Annotated in this window: 17 protein-coding genes and 1 pseudogene; 9 read left to right on the top strand and 9 right to left on the bottom strand. The window is 62.7% G+C overall.

The window, feature by feature from the left end; genetic code table 11:
- Positions 1-5: 5 nt before the first annotated feature.
- From FFS13_RS02840 to prlC, 3 genes are all read right to left on the bottom strand, one after another.
- Positions 6-1,064 carry a PA0069 family radical SAM protein gene (locus FFS13_RS02840; protein WP_137817607.1) on the bottom strand — a complete coding sequence of 353 codons (1,059 nt, stop codon included), beginning with the start codon at positions 1,062-1,064 and terminating at the stop codon, positions 6-8.
- A gap of 102 nt (positions 1,065-1,166) precedes the next feature.
- On the bottom strand, positions 1,167-1,454 hold the full coding sequence (locus FFS13_RS02835) for a YheV family putative zinc ribbon protein (RefSeq protein WP_137817606.1): 288 nt from the start codon (positions 1,452-1,454) through the stop codon (positions 1,167-1,169).
- The gene (gene prlC, locus FFS13_RS02830) at positions 1,451-3,499 is read right to left on the bottom strand and encodes an oligopeptidase A (RefSeq protein ID WP_137817605.1); all 2,049 of its coding nucleotides are present in this window, start codon (positions 3,497-3,499) and stop codon (positions 1,451-1,453) included. The genes FFS13_RS02835 and prlC overlap by 4 nt, the downstream gene beginning before the upstream one ends.
- 135 nt (positions 3,500-3,634) lie before the next feature.
- Here prlC and FFS13_RS02825 point away from each other — a divergent pair, with 135 nt between their 5' ends.
- Complete coding sequence (locus FFS13_RS02825) at positions 3,635-4,177, top strand: gamma carbonic anhydrase family protein (protein ID WP_137817604.1); 543 nt, start codon at positions 3,635-3,637, stop codon at positions 4,175-4,177.
- Positions 4,178-4,321: 144 nt separating this feature from the next.
- On the opposite strand, the gene FFS13_RS02820 is transcribed toward FFS13_RS02825, so the two are convergent.
- Positions 4,322-4,552: a DUF1161 domain-containing protein gene (locus FFS13_RS02820; RefSeq protein WP_137817603.1), complete on the bottom strand. Its 231-nt coding sequence runs from the start codon at positions 4,550-4,552 to the stop codon at positions 4,322-4,324.
- A gap of 65 nt (positions 4,553-4,617) precedes the next feature.
- Positions 4,618-5,688: an aminopeptidase gene (locus FFS13_RS02815; RefSeq protein ID WP_137817602.1), complete on the bottom strand. Its 1,071-nt coding sequence runs from the start codon at positions 5,686-5,688 to the stop codon at positions 4,618-4,620.
- 91 nt (positions 5,689-5,779) lie between these two features.
- On the opposite strand from FFS13_RS02815, the gene FFS13_RS02810 reads away from it, so the two are divergent.
- Together FFS13_RS02810 and FFS13_RS02805 are read left to right on the top strand one after the other, a co-directional pair.
- Positions 5,780-6,202 (top strand): hypothetical protein, encoded by a 423-nt coding sequence (locus tag FFS13_RS02810; RefSeq protein ID WP_137817601.1) that lies wholly within the window; start codon positions 5,780-5,782, stop codon positions 6,200-6,202.
- 46 nt (positions 6,203-6,248) lie between these two features.
- The gene (locus FFS13_RS02805) at positions 6,249-6,668 is read left to right on the top strand and encodes a hypothetical protein (protein ID WP_137817600.1); all 420 of its coding nucleotides are present in this window, start codon (positions 6,249-6,251) and stop codon (positions 6,666-6,668) included.
- A 257-nt stretch (positions 6,669-6,925) separates the two neighbouring features.
- On the opposite strand, the gene FFS13_RS02800 is transcribed toward FFS13_RS02805, so the two are convergent.
- From FFS13_RS02800 to FFS13_RS02790, 3 genes are all read right to left on the bottom strand, one after another.
- The gene (locus tag FFS13_RS02800; protein ID WP_137817724.1) at positions 6,926-7,156 is read right to left on the bottom strand and encodes a DUF1161 domain-containing protein; all 231 of its coding nucleotides are present in this window, start codon (positions 7,154-7,156) and stop codon (positions 6,926-6,928) included.
- Between the two features lie 174 nt (positions 7,157-7,330).
- Entirely contained in the window at positions 7,331-7,546 is a 216-nt protein-coding gene (locus FFS13_RS02795; protein WP_137817599.1) for a dodecin, read from the bottom strand.
- Between the two features lie 238 nt (positions 7,547-7,784).
- Entirely contained in the window at positions 7,785-8,681 is an 897-nt protein-coding gene (locus FFS13_RS02790; RefSeq protein WP_137817598.1) for a LysR family transcriptional regulator, read from the bottom strand.
- A gap of 194 nt (positions 8,682-8,875) precedes the next feature.
- On the opposite strand from FFS13_RS02790, the gene trpB reads away from it, so the two are divergent.
- From trpB to FFS13_RS02760, 6 genes are all read left to right on the top strand, one after another.
- Positions 8,876-10,090 carry a tryptophan synthase subunit beta gene (gene trpB, locus FFS13_RS02785; protein ID WP_171006403.1) on the top strand — a complete coding sequence of 405 codons (1,215 nt, stop codon included), beginning with the start codon at positions 8,876-8,878 and terminating at the stop codon, positions 10,088-10,090.
- Positions 10,087-10,896 carry a tryptophan synthase subunit alpha gene (gene trpA / locus FFS13_RS02780; protein WP_137817597.1) on the top strand — a complete coding sequence of 270 codons (810 nt, stop codon included), beginning with the start codon at positions 10,087-10,089 and terminating at the stop codon, positions 10,894-10,896. Before trpB ends, trpA begins: the two co-directional genes overlap by 4 nt.
- Before the next feature lie 396 nt (positions 10,897-11,292).
- Complete coding sequence (locus tag FFS13_RS02775; protein WP_137817596.1) at positions 11,293-11,661, top strand: DUF3302 domain-containing protein; 369 nt, start codon at positions 11,293-11,295, stop codon at positions 11,659-11,661.
- A gap of 3 nt (positions 11,662-11,664) precedes the next feature.
- Entirely contained in the window at positions 11,665-12,624 is a 960-nt protein-coding gene (locus FFS13_RS02770; protein ID WP_137817595.1) for an HlyD family secretion protein, read from the top strand.
- A 188-nt stretch (positions 12,625-12,812) separates the two neighbouring features.
- Entirely contained in the window at positions 12,813-13,019 is a 207-nt protein-coding gene (locus FFS13_RS02765) for a type II toxin-antitoxin system VapB family antitoxin (protein WP_137817594.1), read from the top strand.
- Complete coding sequence (locus FFS13_RS02760; RefSeq protein ID WP_137817593.1) at positions 13,016-13,396, top strand: type II toxin-antitoxin system VapC family toxin; 381 nt, start codon at positions 13,016-13,018, stop codon at positions 13,394-13,396. Before FFS13_RS02765 ends, FFS13_RS02760 begins: the two co-directional genes overlap by 4 nt.
- 185 nt (positions 13,397-13,581) lie before the next feature.
- Here the strand turns inward: FFS13_RS02760 and FFS13_RS02755 are convergent.
- A pseudogene (locus FFS13_RS02755) lies at positions 13,582-14,091 on the bottom strand (IS5 family transposase); the annotation flags it as partial.
- Positions 14,092-14,372: the final 281 nt, after the last annotated feature.

The raw sequence follows: 14,372 nt of genomic DNA, 5'->3' as shown, positions 1-14,372 counted from the left end.
AGCCTCTACAACAGCGCCATCTGCCCGCCCGGCGGGCAAAAGCGCGAGCAGTCGAGATTGAAACCCTCACGCCTGTTCAGGCCCAGGCGCTTGAGTGCCAGCTTGAAGCGCTGCGCCAGCAGCTCGGCGAACGGCCCTTCGCCACGCATCCGCGTGCCGAAGCGGCCGTCGTAGAGCTCACCGCCACGGCTCTGCCGCACCAGGCTCAACACATGCTCGGCACGCTCGGGAAAGTGCGCCGCCAGCCACTCCTCGAACAGTGGCGCCACTTCGCGCGGCAGGCGCAGGAACATATAGGCCGCGCTTTGCGCGCCGGCCCCCTTGGCCTGCGCCAGCAGTTGCTCCAGTTCGCTGTCGTTGATCAGCGGAATCATCGGCGAGCAGAGCACGCCAACCGGAATCCCCGCCTCGCGCAACACCCGAATGGCCCGCAAACGTGCCGAGGGTGCGGCCGCGCGCGGTTCCATGATGCGTTTCAACTCGTCATCGAGGGTAGTCAGGCTGATCATCACCGCCACCAGCCGCTGCTTGGCCAGTTCGCTGAGCAGATCCAGGTCGCGCAGCACCAGCGAGCCCTTGGTCACTATCGTCAGCGGGTGACGATAACGCAGCAGCACTTCGAGCGTGCGCCGGGTCAGTTGGTGTTCACGTTCGATCGGCTGATAGGGGTCGGTGTTGGCGCCCAGATTGATCGGCGCACAGACATAACCGGGCTTGGACAGCTGTTGTTCGAGCAGGGCCGGGGCGTTGGTCTTGGCGATCAGTTTGGTCTCGAAATCCAGCCCCGGCGACAGATCCCAATAGGCATGGCCGGGCCTGGCGTAGCAATAGATACAACCGTGTTCACAACCGCGGTAAGGGTTGATCGAGCGGTCGAACGGCAGGTCCGGCGACTGGTTGCGGGTGATGATGGTCTTCGCGGTTTCGATCCGCACTTCGGTAGCACGCGACGGCGGCACTTCCTGAAACCAGCCGTCGTCCTCGACCACCGAGCGGGTCGGGGCGAAGCGGTTATGAGGGTTGCTGGCGGTGCCGCGACCGCGCGGCGGAAAAGGCGTAGACATGGCGAAAGGCTCCGGCAATTAACTGTACAAATATACAGTTAATTGCCGGCTTGTCGCTGCGCGTCTATCGGATTGCACTCATTCCCGCAGGAAAGGCGCGGCTCACTCGCCGGACGGTTTCTTCAGCTTGGGATTGGGGAAGAACTGCACCGCCTGCACCTTGGGATCGGCCGGCTTCTTCACTGCGCTGACGTTGACCCGTGTGCCGAGCTCCTTGGGCACCGACTGGCCCTGTGCGTTGAGGGTGTCGGCATAACCGCAGGCGACGCACTCGCGGTGCGGCACGCCATCCACGTCCCACATCTGGATCTTGTCGAGCTCGCTGCACGCAGGGCACACGGCGCCGGCGATAAAGCGTTTCTTGCCGATGTTCACCGGGGCGTCGCTCATGCTGCCTCCGCGCTCAGGCCGAGATGGCGCAGCAGCGCGTCGATCGACGGCTCGCGACCGCGGAAGTCGACGAACAGCTGCATCGGCTCCTGCGCCCCGCCGCGCGCCAGGATCGCCTCGCGGAAGGCGCGGCCGGTATCGGCGTTGAACACGCCTTCTTCCTCGAACCTGGAGAAGGCATCGGCGGACAGCACTTCGGCCCACTTGTAGCTGTAGTAGCCCGCCGCATAACCGCCGGCGAAGATGTGCGCAAAGCTGTTGGGGAAGCGGTTGTAAGCCGGCGGGCGCATGACCGAGACCTCGGCGCGAATGCCTTCCAGCACCTCCAGCACGCTGCGGCCATCACCGTGGGTGGCGTGTAGTTCGAAGTCGAACAGCGAGAACTCGATCTGCCGCGCCATCATCAGCCCGGATTGGAAGTTCTTCGCCGCCAACATCTTGTCCAGCAGGTCCTGCGGCAGTGCTTCGCCGCTCTGGTAGTGGCCGGAAATCAGCGCCAGGCCTTCCGGCTCCCAGCACCAGTTCTCCATGAATTGGCTGGGCAGCTCGACCGCATCCCAGGCCACGCCATTGATGCCCGCAGCACCGGCGTGCTCGACGCGGGTCAGCAGGTGATGCAGGCCGTGGCCGAACTCGTGGAACAGGGTGGTGACTTCATCATGGGTCAGCAGCGCCGGCTGCTCGCCAACCGCCGGGGTGAAGTTGCAGACCAGGTTGGCCACCGGGCTGATCAGATCGCCTGCGGCAGAGCGGCGACGGTCGCGGGCGCCATCCATCCAGGCGCCACCGCGCTTGTTGGCGCGGGCGTAGAGGTCGAAGAAGAAGCGCCCGACATGTTGGCCGTGTTCCTTGATCTCGAACAGACGCACGTCCGGATGCCAGCTGTCGAAGCCTTGCAGCTCGGCGATCTGGATGCCGTAGAGGCGCTGCACTATGGCGAACAGGCCGGTCAGCACCTGGTCGATCGGGAAATAGGCGCGCAGGGTTTCCTGGGCAATGCTGTAGCGCTGCTGGCGCAGCTTCTCGCTGTAGTAGCCGACGTCCCAGCTCTGCAGCTCGCTGCAACCCTGTTCGGCGGCGAAAGCCTGCAACTCGGTGAGATCCTGGGCGGCGAAGGCTTTGCTGCGCAGCGCCAGGTCTCGGAGGAAGTTCAGCACCTGCTCGCTGCTGTCGGCCATCTTGGTCGCCAGGCTCAGCTCGGCGTAGCTGGCGAAGCCGAGCAGCTGCGCCAGCTCCTGGCGCAGATCGAGGATCTCGGCCATCACCGGGCCGTTGTCGTGCTGCCCGGCATTCGGCCCCTGGTCGGAGGCGCGGGTGCAGTAGGCGGCGTAGACCTCTTCGCGCAACGCGCGATTATCGGCATAGGTCATCACCGCGTAGTAGCTGGGGAATTCCAGGCTGATCAGCCAGCCGTCGAGGTCCTTGGCCTTGGCCGCCTGGGCCATCTGCAACTGGGCCGAGTCGGTAATCCCGGAGAGCAGGGCTGCATCGGTGACGTGCTTGGTCCAGGCCTGGGTGGCGTCGAGCAGTTGATTGGAGAAGTGGCTGCCCAGCTCGGAGAGTTTCATCTGGATTGCGCCGTAACGCTGCTGCTCGGCGGGCGGCAGGTCGATGCCGGACAGGCGGAAGTCGCGCAGGGCGTGTTCGAGAATGGTCGTCTGCGCCACCTCGAAACCGCTCGCGGCCGGGCTCTGCGCCAGTGCCTCGTAGGCTTCAAACAAACCGCGGTTCTGCCCCAGCTCGGTCCAGTACTCGGACAGCTTGGGCAGGCACGCCTCGTACGCCTGGCGCAGTTCGGCGCTGTTGCACACGGCGTTCAGGTGGCTGACCGGGCTCCAGGCCCGGCCCAGACGCTCGCCCAGCTCATCCAGCGCCAGCACCAGGCCGTCCCAGGTCGGGGTGGCGGGCTGCTTGGCCAGCAGTTCGGCAATCGCCGCACGGCTCTCGGCCAGAATCGTATCGATGGCCGGCTCGACATGCTGCGGACGAATGGACGAGTAGGGCGGCAGGTCGAAGGATTGCAGTAAGGGGTTGTTCTCGCTCACGGCGGCTCACCTGTTTGGGCATAGAGGGATGTTCTGACCCACGCCGGTGGGCGACGCTCCCCGGCGAGTTTCAAAACAGAATGGGCGCCATCTTAATTACAATCGCGGCTTACCGCAGCTTAAGAGGTTTCTATCGTGGCGATTCGCAGTTATCAGGGCAGCACTCCTAGCTTGGGCGAACGGGTGTTCGTCGATGCCTCGGCCGTGGTCATCGGCGACGTGCAGTTGGGCGCCGACAGCTCGGTCTGGCCGCTGGTGGTGATCCGCGGCGATATGCACCGGATCAGGATTGGTCAACGCACCAGCGTGCAGGACGGCAGCGTGCTGCACATCACCCACGCCGGGCCGTTCAACCCGGACGGCTTCCCGCTGCTGATCGGCGACGACGTGACCATCGGCCACAAAGTCATGCTGCATGGCTGCACGGTCGGCAGCCGGATCTTGATCGGCATGGGTTCGACGGTAATGGACGGCGCGGTGCTCGAAGACCAGGTGATCCTCGGCGCCGGCAGCCTGGTGCCACCGGGCAAACGCCTGGAGAGCGGCTACCTGTACGTCGGCAGCCCGGTGCAACAGGCACGGCCGCTGACCGACAAGGAGAAGGCCTTCTTCACCTACAGTGCGGCGAATTACGTGAGGCTCAAGGACCTGCATATCGCCGAGGGCTACGACCGGTAATGCCCTTCCCCTATTCGTCACCAGGTTGCCCCATGCACTACACAGAACATCCTTTTTGACCCCGGCGGCACCTGACCGGCCCACCGCTGTTGCAGGCCGCTTGCAGTTCCTACAAGCGCAAAGGCACTGTCTGTTGGCCGCCGCTCAACCGTTCTTCTGGTAGATGATCTTCTTCGTGCCGTTTTCGCAGCTGCCGACCACCATGCTCTGGTCATGCACTTCATCGTTGCTGACGATTTCCAGGGTGTAGCTGGTGACCCCGGCGGCTTGGATCTTGGTTTCGATCTCCTGCTTGAGCTCTTCGCAGGATTTCGGCGCGGCCAGCACCGGGGCGGCGAACAGGCTGATCAGCACGGCAACAGCTAATTTTTTCATGGTCCAGCTTCCAGTGATTGCAACATTCCTTGACCGCGTGCGCCTGAATCGCTCGGCGCAACGCCCTAGTCACCCTGCAAGCGTTTCAGCGCCTGCTCGCGCATCGCGCAGGGCAACTCGCCGAGGCCTTTGACCTCTGCATAGAACGCCGGCCAGTCGCCATTTACCTGCCGGAACAGCTGAGCGAACGCCGGCACCCATTGATCATATAGGCCAAAGGGCAACAGCTTGGCATTGTTCAGCGGGCTGTCGATCCAGGCGTCATAGCGCCCCATACCGGCCCATTCGCGCGCGCGCAGCTGGCGGTACTCCGCGCGCAGGCGCTCGAATTCGACGGCCTTGCCGTGGCGCAACGCTGCCTCGCTCTGGCCGCTGGCATACAGGGTTTCCAGCCGTGCGCGGCTGGCCAGCACCAGCGCGGTGAACTGCTCCCGCTGCCGCTCGCGGTTGTCCGCCGGCACCGGCAAGCCACGCGCGGCACGCCATTGGCGCAGGCCCTCGGCCTCGACGAAGCTGGCATAGGACTCGTTGAACGCGGTGTCGCCCGGCAGATAAAACTGCTGGTGCGCCAACTCGTGAAAGATCACCGCGGCCAGGCGCTGGTCATCCCAACGCAGCATGGTGTTGAGCAGCGGATCGTCGAACCAACCGAGCGTCGAATAGGCCTCCACCCCGGCGACGTAGGTGTCCAACCCCTGCTGCTGGAGCAGCGCCGCCGCACCGCGCGCGCGGTTCTGCTCATAGAAGCCGCGATAGGCCACGCAACCGGCGATGGGAAAGCACTGGGTCTGTGGCGCCAGGGAAAACTCCGGGGTGGCGAACAGATTCCACAGCACGAAGGGCCGAGCGAGATCGGCATACAGCCGATAGCTGCGGTTATCCGGCAGGCCCAGTTCGGCGCTGGCGAACGCCCGGGCCGCTTGTGCCAGCACCAGCCGCTGGCGTAGCGCAGGATCGCGCGCGGGGTCGGCCAGCAACTCGGCGACCGGCTCGCGGCGCTGCAACAGCTCGAGCTGGCCGCCGAGCAGTTGCGTGTAATAACCGGCACTGGAACAACCGCTCAGCCCCAAGGCCAGCAGCAACGGAACCCAGTGCGGGTTCGGGGGGTCGAGTAACCAGGATAGACAGTGCGGCATCGCGCGACCCTAGCGCATCTTCGGCAGGCGCTCCAGCGGCGGCTGCTATCCCATCTGCCCACCACTGCCTGACTCAGGCCGGAGCCCCAGCATGCGCGCTTTGCTTCTCGCCACCAGCCTGCTCAGCCTCGGCGGCTGCGCCTTGCTGCGCTTTATGCCGACGCCCGATCCCAGCCAAGCCTGGATCGATCTGCACACCAACGCCGAGAGTGAACTACAGGCCTACCGGGTCGACGCCAAGCCCCTGGACGATGATCGCTACTTCCAGGTCAGCCCCGGCCAGCATGAACTGCGAGTGCGCTTCCAGTTCGCGGTCGCGGCCAGCAATATCGGGCCCAATAGCCCAGCGCACCAGCGCGACTGCCAGCTGGCGTTGAATTACCCGCAGTTCGCCGCCGGCCAACGCTATCGCCTGGAAGCCGGCAGTATCGGCTTCCGCCCCTGGGCCAAGCTTTACGACGATCGGCATCGGCTGCTGGCGCGCGCCCGTGAGACAGGCTGCGGCGGCAGCTAAGCGCAAACGCTATGCTGATAGGAAGGATTCATCTCGCGAGACGTCCATGCGCCACCTGCCTTACTTGCTGCTAGCGCTTGCCCTCGGGGCCTGTGCCAGCCCGTTGCCCAAACCCGATCCCCTGCAAGCCTGGGTCGATCTGTATGCCACGGCCGGCTATACGCTGATGGCCAACAAACTCGACGACAAGCGCGTGAACGACGGCCGCTACTTCCAAGTCAGCCCCGGTCAGCACGAGTTGGAAGTGCGCTTCCAATTCGAGGCGAGCGGTGGTGGTGGCGGCATGGATCAGATGTCCGAGCCGCTGCGGATCACCTGTCACCTGCGGCTGCGCCATGACTTCAGCGCCGGCCAACGCTATCGCCTGGAAGTGCGGCCGCTGCTGAATAGAGCCCAAGGCTGGTTGTACGACGCCCAGCACCGGCTGCTTGCACGCGCCGAAGTGCTGCGCTGCCAGCCCTTTTGAGCCGCTGGCCGCAAGGCTGATCCCAGCGCGACTGCGCGAGGATTTCGTAGGAGCGTAAGCGGGCCCGAAGTCATGCCTATCGCCGGTGAAGATCGGCTCATCGGCGTCGGTCTGCTCCAGCAGCAGCTCCAGCTTGGCGCGGAGGGGAATCCAGCCTTTGCGCTGCAAGAGGCACCTGCGGGTAAGCGCCAGGCAATAAAAAGCCGGCGTCACCTAGGCGACGCCGGCTGCGGCTACACACGTGGCTTAGAAGATTCTTAGTTGCGCCGGTAGACGATTTCCTTGCTGCCGCCGTCGCAACTGCCGACCACTTGCTTGTCGGTCACACTGCCTTTTGCAACGATTTCCAGGCTGTAGGAGGCCACACCCTTGGCTTTCAGCTTCGCGTCGATCTCAGCCTTCAACTCTTCGCACGGCTTAGTGCTGGCGAAGGCCGAACTGGCCAGGGTCAACAGGCCAACGGCCAACATCAGTTTCTTCATCATTATTAACGCTCCCTCGTTGTGTCTAAATCCAATCGGTAAGAACAAGCGTTCACCTGAGCGCTTGGCAGAGCGGCGTACCCCAGGTAAACAGCGCGCAGGCTGTCTTCAGCCCGCAGCCGCTAGGCGAGCCAGCCGAAACCAGCCTAGCTCAAGTTCGCCGACAGTTTTGCGACAGCCCTAGCTATCACTGATCCGAAAGCCGACCTTGAGCGTCACCTGGTAGTGGCCCACCTTGCCGTTTTCGATATGTCCGCGGGTCTCGACGACTTCAAACCAATCCATATTGCGTATCGACTTGGCGCACTCCGCCAAGGCGTTATTGATCGCCTCCTCGATGCTGATTGGCGACGAGCCGATCAGTTCGATTTTCTTGTAGGTGTGGTGGTTCGACATAGACGCAGCTCCTCTGCCGCTGAAAAAGGTCAGCGCTCATGCGTTGCCTCTATTCATGGACACTAGTCGACAGCGAAAAGCGCGGCAAACCCAGCGCCACAAATTAGCTCGGCCCGCCAACCGCGCGGTTCAGGGCAGATTTTTGACGCTGTCCGGGCGGCGCACTCAGCCGTGGCTTGCGCGGCCAAACCGTCCTGAACTAGCGCGCTAGAACAGGCCCTCATCAGCCGGCGACGGCCTAACCCTGCGGCGGGCCGAGGGCGGCTTGCAACCAAGCAGCCAGTTGTTGCGGGCGCTTATCCAGCGTCCGCGCCGGCACCCACAGCGCCAGCTTGGCCGAGGTTTCGACAAAGCCCCAGGGTGCAACCAGGCGCCCGGCCGCCAGATCATCCGCCACCAGTTGTTGTGGCGCGATGGCCACCCCGAGACCGGCGGCGGCGGCTTCCAGCAAGAAATACAGGTGTTCGAAGCCCTGGCCGAGCTTGAGCGCGCCGGCGGCCAAACCATTGCTCGCGGCCCAGGTTGGCCAGGCTTGCGGGCGTGAGGCCGTGTGCAGCAAGGGTTCGCCGAGCAACGCGGCAGGCCCTGCGCCATGCAGCTCGGCAAAGCGCCCATAGCGCGGACTGATCACCGGGCCGATGCGCTCGGCCGCCAGCTCGAAGACCTGCATATCCGCCGGCCACGGCGGCTCGGCGAACCACAGGGTGGCATCCAACCCGGCCCGGCGCGGATCGAGCTCGCCCTCGCTGGCCGACAGGTGCAAACGCAGCTCGGGCAAGTCGCGGTTGAGCCGATCCAGGCGCGGAATGAACCAGCGCGCCAGCAGGCTGCCGGGGCAACCGAGGACGAAAGGCGCATCGGCATTCTGCTGCTTCAGCTCGGCGCAGGCCGTGCGCAGGCGCGCGAACGCCTCGCCACTGGCTTCCCGCAGGCGCAGCCCTGCATCTGTGAGTTTTAGGCCGCGCCCGTCCTTGATGAACAGGGCCAGGCCCAGATCCTCTTCGAGCAGGCGAATCTGCCGACTCACCGCGCCGTGGGTGACGTTCAGCTCGACCGCCGCCTGACTCACGCTCTGCAGGCGGGCGGTGGCCTCGAAGGCGCGCAGGGCATTCAGCGGGGGGAGATCGCGAGACATGAAAATCCGTGAGTTTTACTGACAGGTTAGGGCGATCTTATCGCTTTTGCCGCACGCCACACAGCTTTATCCTGTGCACATTGTTGTAGGAGCGGGCCCTGCCCGCGAGCCAGGTTCGCGCCCATGGGGCACGCCTACAGATGCAGGGGCTGGCTGAAATCCATTCGGCGCCCGACTTTCACAGGAGCATACCCATGACCTCTTTGCGCAACGGCCCCGACGCCAACGGCCTGTTCGGTGCCTTCGGCGGCCAGTATGTCGCCGAAACCCTGATGCCGCTGATCCATGACCTGGCCCGCGAATACGAAGCGGCCAAGGTCGATCCCGCCTTCCTCGAAGAGCTGGCCTATTTCCAACGCGATTACGTCGGCCGCCCGAGCCCGCTGTACTTCGCCGAGCGCCTGACCGAGTTCTGCGGCGGGGCGAAGATCTACCTCAAGCGCGAAGAGCTGAACCACACCGGCGCGCACAAGATCAACAACTGCATCGGCCAGATCCTCCTGGCCCGGCGCATGGGCAAGCAACGCATCATCGCCGAGACCGGCGCCGGCATGCACGGCGTGGCCACCGCCACCGTGGCCGCGCGTTTCGGCCTCGACTGCGTGATCTACATGGGCACCACCGACATCGACCGCCAGCAGGCCAACGTCTTCCGCATGAAGCTGCTGGGCGCCGAGGTGATCCCGGTCACCGCCGGCACCGGCACCCTCAAGGACGCGATGAACGAGGCCCTGCGCGACTGGGTGACCAACGTCGACAGCACCTTCTATCTGATCGGCACCGTCGCCGGCCCGCACCCGTACCCGGCGATGGTCCGCGACTTCCAGGCGGTGATAGGCCGGGAAACCCGCGAGCAGCTGCAAGCCCAGGAAGGCCGTCTGCCCGACAGCCTGGTTGCCTGCATCGGTGGCGGCTCGAATGCCATGGGCCTGTTCCACCCCTTCCTCGACGACGCCAGCGTACAGATCATCGGCGTCGAAGCCGCAGGCTTAGGCATCGAAACCGGCAAGCATGCGGCCAGCCTGAACGGCGGCGTACCCGGCGTGCTGCACGGCAACCGCACCTTCCTGCTGCAGGACGACGACGGCCAGATTATCGACGCGCATTCCATCTCGGCGGGGCTGGACTACCCCGGCATAGGCCCGGAACACGCCTGGTTGCACGAGATCGGCCGGGTCGAATACTGCTCCATCACCGACCAGGAGGCGCTCGACGCCTTTCATAAGTGCTGCCGCCTGGAAGGCATCATCCCGGCCCTGGAAAGCGCCCACGCCCTGGCCGAGGTGTTCAAACGCGCACCCCAGCTGCCGAAGGAGCATCTGATGGTGGTCAACCTCTCCGGGCGTGGCGACAAGGACATGCAGACCGTCATGCACCATATGCAAGAACAGAAGGAGTCCGTCGTATGAGCCGCCTGCAGACGCGCTTTGCCGAACTGAAAGAACAGAACCGTGCCGCCCTGGTGACCTTCATCACCGCCGGCGACCCGGGCTATGACGCCTCGCTGGCGATCCTCAAGGGCCTGCCTGCGGCCGGCGCCGACGTGATCGAACTGGGCATGCCCTTCACCGACCCGATGGCCGACGGCCCGGCGATCCAGCTGGCCAACATCCGCGCACTGGCGGCCAAGCAGAACCTGGCGAAAACCCTGCAAATGGTGCGCGAGTTCCGCGCCGGCAACGGCGACACCCCGCTGGTGCTGATGGGCTACTTCAACCCGATCCACCACTACGGCGTGCCGCGTTTCATCAGCGATGCGAAAGAGGCCGGCGTGGACGGCCTGATCGTGGTCGACCTGCCGCCGGAGCATAACGCCGACCTCTGCGACCCGGCCCAGGCCGCCGGCCTCGACTTCATCCGCCTGACCACCCCGACCACCGACGATGCTCGTCTGCCGAAGGTGCTCAACGGCAGCTCCGGCTTCGTCTACTACGTGTCGGTGGCCGGCGTCACCGGCGCCGGCTCGGCGACCCTCGAGCACGTCGAACAGGCCGTCGCCCGTCTGCGCCGGCATACCGACCTGCCGATCAGCATCGGCTTCGGCATCCGCACCCCGGAGCACGCGGCGACCATCGCCCGCCTGGCGGATGGGGTGGTGGTGGGTTCGGCGCTGATCGACCAGATCGCCAATGCCGAGTCGCCGGAGCAAGCGGTGGCAGGGGTGTTGACGCTCTGCGCGGAACTGGCCAAAGGCGTGCGCGGCGCGCGGGTATAAGCGCTTAGCTGCACAGGTCAGAAAAAAACCGCTGCTTCCGGGAGGGGCAGCGGTTTTTTGTTGGACGCAATGGCTGGAGTCGACCCAAGGACATTCAGTTAGCTAAACATCTGCTCTTCATTGCCTCTCCTGAGGCCATTTCTAGGCGAAGCTTCCTTCGCCGTCGGGGCATTTTCGCTATGCCTGGAACTACCAGGCGGTTATTGATAGCCAAACGACTTATTTCTTTTCTCGTGAAACGACGTTCGTTTCCAATGAATTAATGCTTAGCCTCCAGTGGCAATAATGAAGACTTCCCATATACCTAAAAAGTGACGCTGCACGGAGTCAGTCGTGCCGTGGCTGCCTTGTCGCTGGAAACGCGCTCAAGCTTAAGCAACGAAAAAGGAAGCTTTCATGCTTGATTACTTCGCCTTGGGTCTGCTGATTTTCGTTGGGCTGGTACTGTTCTACGGGATCATCGTGCTACACGACATCCCCTATGAAATCGCCGTGCACCGCAATCATCCGCACCAGGATGCTATCCATGCCGCTGGCTGGGTCAGCCTGTTCACCCTGCATGCCATCTGGCCGTTCCTGTGGATCTGGGCAATGTTGTACCGCGAGGACCGTGGCTGGGGGTTTGGAGACGGCAAGTCCCCGCAAAACCATGTTATGCACCTGGAACAGCAAGTGGCTGAGCTACAGCAGCGCCTGGACCGGCTTGAAGGGCGCGCGGGGCTGCCGCAGGAACCCGCAGAACCGACTCAGGGCGAGGGGATATAAACCATGGACCTCTTGCTGATCCTCACCTACACAGCATTCTGCATCGCCATCTTCAAGATCTTCCGTATCCCACTGAACAAGTGGACGGTACCCACCGCCGTCCTCGGTGGCGTAGTGCTCATCGGCGCGTTGATCTTCACCATGAACTACAACCACCCATACTCCGAGGTGGCGCGTTCGTATTTCGTTTCGGTACCCGTGATTCCGGCGGTTAGCGGCCTGGTAATCGAGGTTCCGGTGCAACCCAACCAGCCACTGGAGAAGGGCGATGTGCTGTTTCACATCGACCCGACTCCTTTTGATAACCGCGTGAAATCGCTCAAGGCGCAGATGGTCTCGGCCAGGGCTGATCTTTTCCGCGCCAGCGAGCTGTTCAAGCGCAACGTCGGCAACCGCCGTGATCAAGATATTGCTACCGCTCGTGTGGCGGACTTACAGGCACAGCTCAACATCGCCCAGTTCGAGCTGGACCACACCGTGGTGCGAGCGCCAAGCAAGGGCTTCGTCACCCACGTCTCGCTGCGCCCGGGGATGATGGCGACCAAGCTACCGCTACGGCCTTCCATGGTCTTCATCCCCGATGAGGGTCACTACTTCGCAGCCTGGATGCGCCAGAACAGCCAGCTGCGATTGACGGCGGGCGACGAGGCCGAAGTCGCCTTCGACGGCATCCCCGGGAAGGTGTTCAAGGGCAAGGTTAAGAACGTGATCGCGGTGATCGGCGAAGGGCAGGTCCAGCCCTCGGGCACGCTACTCAGCTACACCGGCTCGCCACCGCCGGGGCGGGTACCGGTAATCATCGAGATCACCGACCCCGAATACGAGCAGTACAGCAAGCTGATGCCGGGCGGCGCCTATGGGCAGGCGGCGATCTACAGCCGGCATTTCCACCATGTGGCGGTGATGCGCAAGATCCTCCTGCGCATGGCGGCCTGGATGAATTACATCTTCCCGTTCCACTGAGTATTGCGATTGAACAAAAGGCGCCGTTTGGTCGAGCCGTTTGCTTAATCTGTTGAAATCCTAAGTGGCGCACATCCAGTAGCTGGTGAGTGAATGGGAGCACCTAGGCCGGGAATCACCCGGTTCTTGCTTGCCTTGATGATAAAATTGATGCATATTTGAATCAATATTGATGAGGAGGCTCCCGTATGCGAACCACTGTCACAATTGATGATGACCTCTACAAAAAGGCACTAGAAATGGCTGATCCCGGCATGGACAAGACGGACATTTTCCGTGAGGCCATCAAAACGTTTGTGCGAGTGCAAGCGGCCAAGCGTCTTGCTGCCCTTGGCGGCACGATGCCTGAGATTCAGGATGTGCCGCGTCGTCGTGGTGAGTCGGTTTCGCAATGAGTGTGCTTATAGACACTTCGGTATGGATAGACCACTTCCGAAATGGCAACAATGTGTTGGTTGACATGATTGGGCTTGACCTCGCGCTAACTCATCCGATGGTCATTGTCGAAATTGCGTGCGGAACACCCCCAGCGCCGAGAGCACAGACCTTGAACAACATTGGTCTTTTGCAGCCATGCAACCAGGCAAGCTTGAGCGAGGTGATGGAGTTCATCGAACGAGAAAAGCTGTATGGCCTGGGGTGTGGGTTAGTAGACATGGCACTACTTGCTTCCACTCTCATTACACCGGGTGCTGAATTATGGACGCTTGATAAGCGTCTCGACGAATTGGCCGGGCGTTTCGGCGTGGCGCACCGTCCAGCCCTGCACTAAGATTGGGCATCCATTCTCAGTTTCGACCATTTGGCCCTGGGAAGATTTCTTCCCGATTGCTGACCGCTGAAATATGAGGCGGATAGGCCTATCCAAGACTATCTGCCTCGTATTTCAACAGATTAAGCAAACGGCTCGCCGTTTGGTGCCTTTTGCGTTTTAGCCGAGACCCGAGGCTTTCTTGTCTGGGGGCCCTTCTTGGTCTGGTGCATTTCCGGGTCGCGCTTGCCGTCTTTGTTCTTCGTCGAACTGGGCGCATGGATGATCGTGGCATCGACGATGGTGCCCTGGCGCAACATCAGCCCGCAGTCGCCCAAGTAGCCATTGATGACGCCCAGAGTCCCGGCGGCCAGGTCGTGTTTCTCCAGCAGGCGGCGGAAGTTGAGGATGGTGGTTTCATCCGGAATGCAATCCAGATCAAGTCCGGCAAACTGGCGCAGAATCGTGGTCTCGTACAGCGACTCTTCCATCGCCGGATCGCTGTAGCCGAACCAGTTTTGCAGCAGATGCACCCGCAGCAACGCCATCAACGGATAGGCCGGACGACCGCCTTCACCCTTCGGATAATGGGGCTCAATCAACGCTATCAAGGCTTTCCACGGCACCACCTGATCCATCTCGATCAGGAAGCGCTCACGGCGGGTTTGCTTGCGCTTGCCGGCGTACTCGGCATCGGCGAAGGAGATCTGCTTCATCGGGCAACTCGGATAACTGGACGGGCGTATTTCACCAGAATCGGGAAGTCTTTTTCAGCTCAGGGAGGCGTCCATATAAGTTTCCCTAGTGCTTCGGCATCTGAGCGAGCAGCATCTTGTTCGGGGCTGGGCACTCCCTTGCATAGGCTGGCGTCCTCAACTACACCGACAATGGAGCATAAAGCCAAACGAGCGATTCCTCGTGGCTTGGTGCGCACATCGAGCAAAGAGCCAGCCCACAATCGACTCACCACTTCGCTAGACACAAAGTGCCAACTCCG

Source organism: Pseudomonas sp. 2FG (assembly GCF_005502935.1).
Lineage (GTDB): Bacteria > Pseudomonadota > Gammaproteobacteria > Pseudomonadales > Pseudomonadaceae > Aquipseudomonas.
The sequence above is the reverse complement of the archived record's forward strand: the minus strand, read 5'-3'. Positions and strand labels throughout refer to the sequence as shown.

Excerpts from the sequence above, each read along its gene's own strand:
- FFS13_RS02760 (WP_137817593.1), top strand. The coding sequence starts at position 13,016 with ATGAGTGTGCTTATAGACACTTCGGTATGGATAGACCACTTCCGAAAT.
- FFS13_RS02765 (WP_137817594.1), top strand. The coding sequence starts at position 12,813 with ATGCGAACCACTGTCACAATTGATGATGACCTCTACAAAAAGGCACTA.
- FFS13_RS02790 (WP_137817598.1), bottom strand. The coding sequence starts at position 8,681 with ATGTCTCGCGATCTCCCCCCGCTGAATGCCCTGCGCGCCTTCGAGGCC.
- FFS13_RS02775 (WP_137817596.1), top strand. The coding sequence starts at position 11,293 with ATGCTTGATTACTTCGCCTTGGGTCTGCTGATTTTCGTTGGGCTGGTA.
- FFS13_RS02810 (WP_137817601.1), top strand. The coding sequence starts at position 5,780 with ATGCGCGCTTTGCTTCTCGCCACCAGCCTGCTCAGCCTCGGCGGCTGC.
- FFS13_RS02805 (WP_137817600.1), top strand. The coding sequence starts at position 6,249 with ATGCGCCACCTGCCTTACTTGCTGCTAGCGCTTGCCCTCGGGGCCTGT.
- trpA (WP_137817597.1), top strand. The coding sequence starts at position 10,087 with ATGAGCCGCCTGCAGACGCGCTTTGCCGAACTGAAAGAACAGAACCGT.
- trpB (WP_171006403.1), top strand. The coding sequence starts at position 8,876 with ATGACCTCTTTGCGCAACGGCCCCGACGCCAACGGCCTGTTCGGTGCC.
- FFS13_RS02840 (WP_137817607.1), bottom strand. The coding sequence starts at position 1,064 with ATGTCTACGCCTTTTCCGCCGCGCGGTCGCGGCACCGCCAGCAACCCT.
- FFS13_RS02795 (WP_137817599.1), bottom strand. The coding sequence starts at position 7,546 with ATGTCGAACCACCACACCTACAAGAAAATCGAACTGATCGGCTCGTCG.
- FFS13_RS02820 (WP_137817603.1), bottom strand. The coding sequence starts at position 4,552 with ATGAAAAAATTAGCTGTTGCCGTGCTGATCAGCCTGTTCGCCGCCCCG.
- FFS13_RS02835 (WP_137817606.1), bottom strand. The coding sequence starts at position 1,454 with ATGAGCGACGCCCCGGTGAACATCGGCAAGAAACGCTTTATCGCCGGC.
- FFS13_RS02770 (WP_137817595.1), top strand. The coding sequence starts at position 11,665 with ATGGACCTCTTGCTGATCCTCACCTACACAGCATTCTGCATCGCCATC.
- FFS13_RS02815 (WP_137817602.1), bottom strand. The coding sequence starts at position 5,688 with ATGCCGCACTGTCTATCCTGGTTACTCGACCCCCCGAACCCGCACTGG.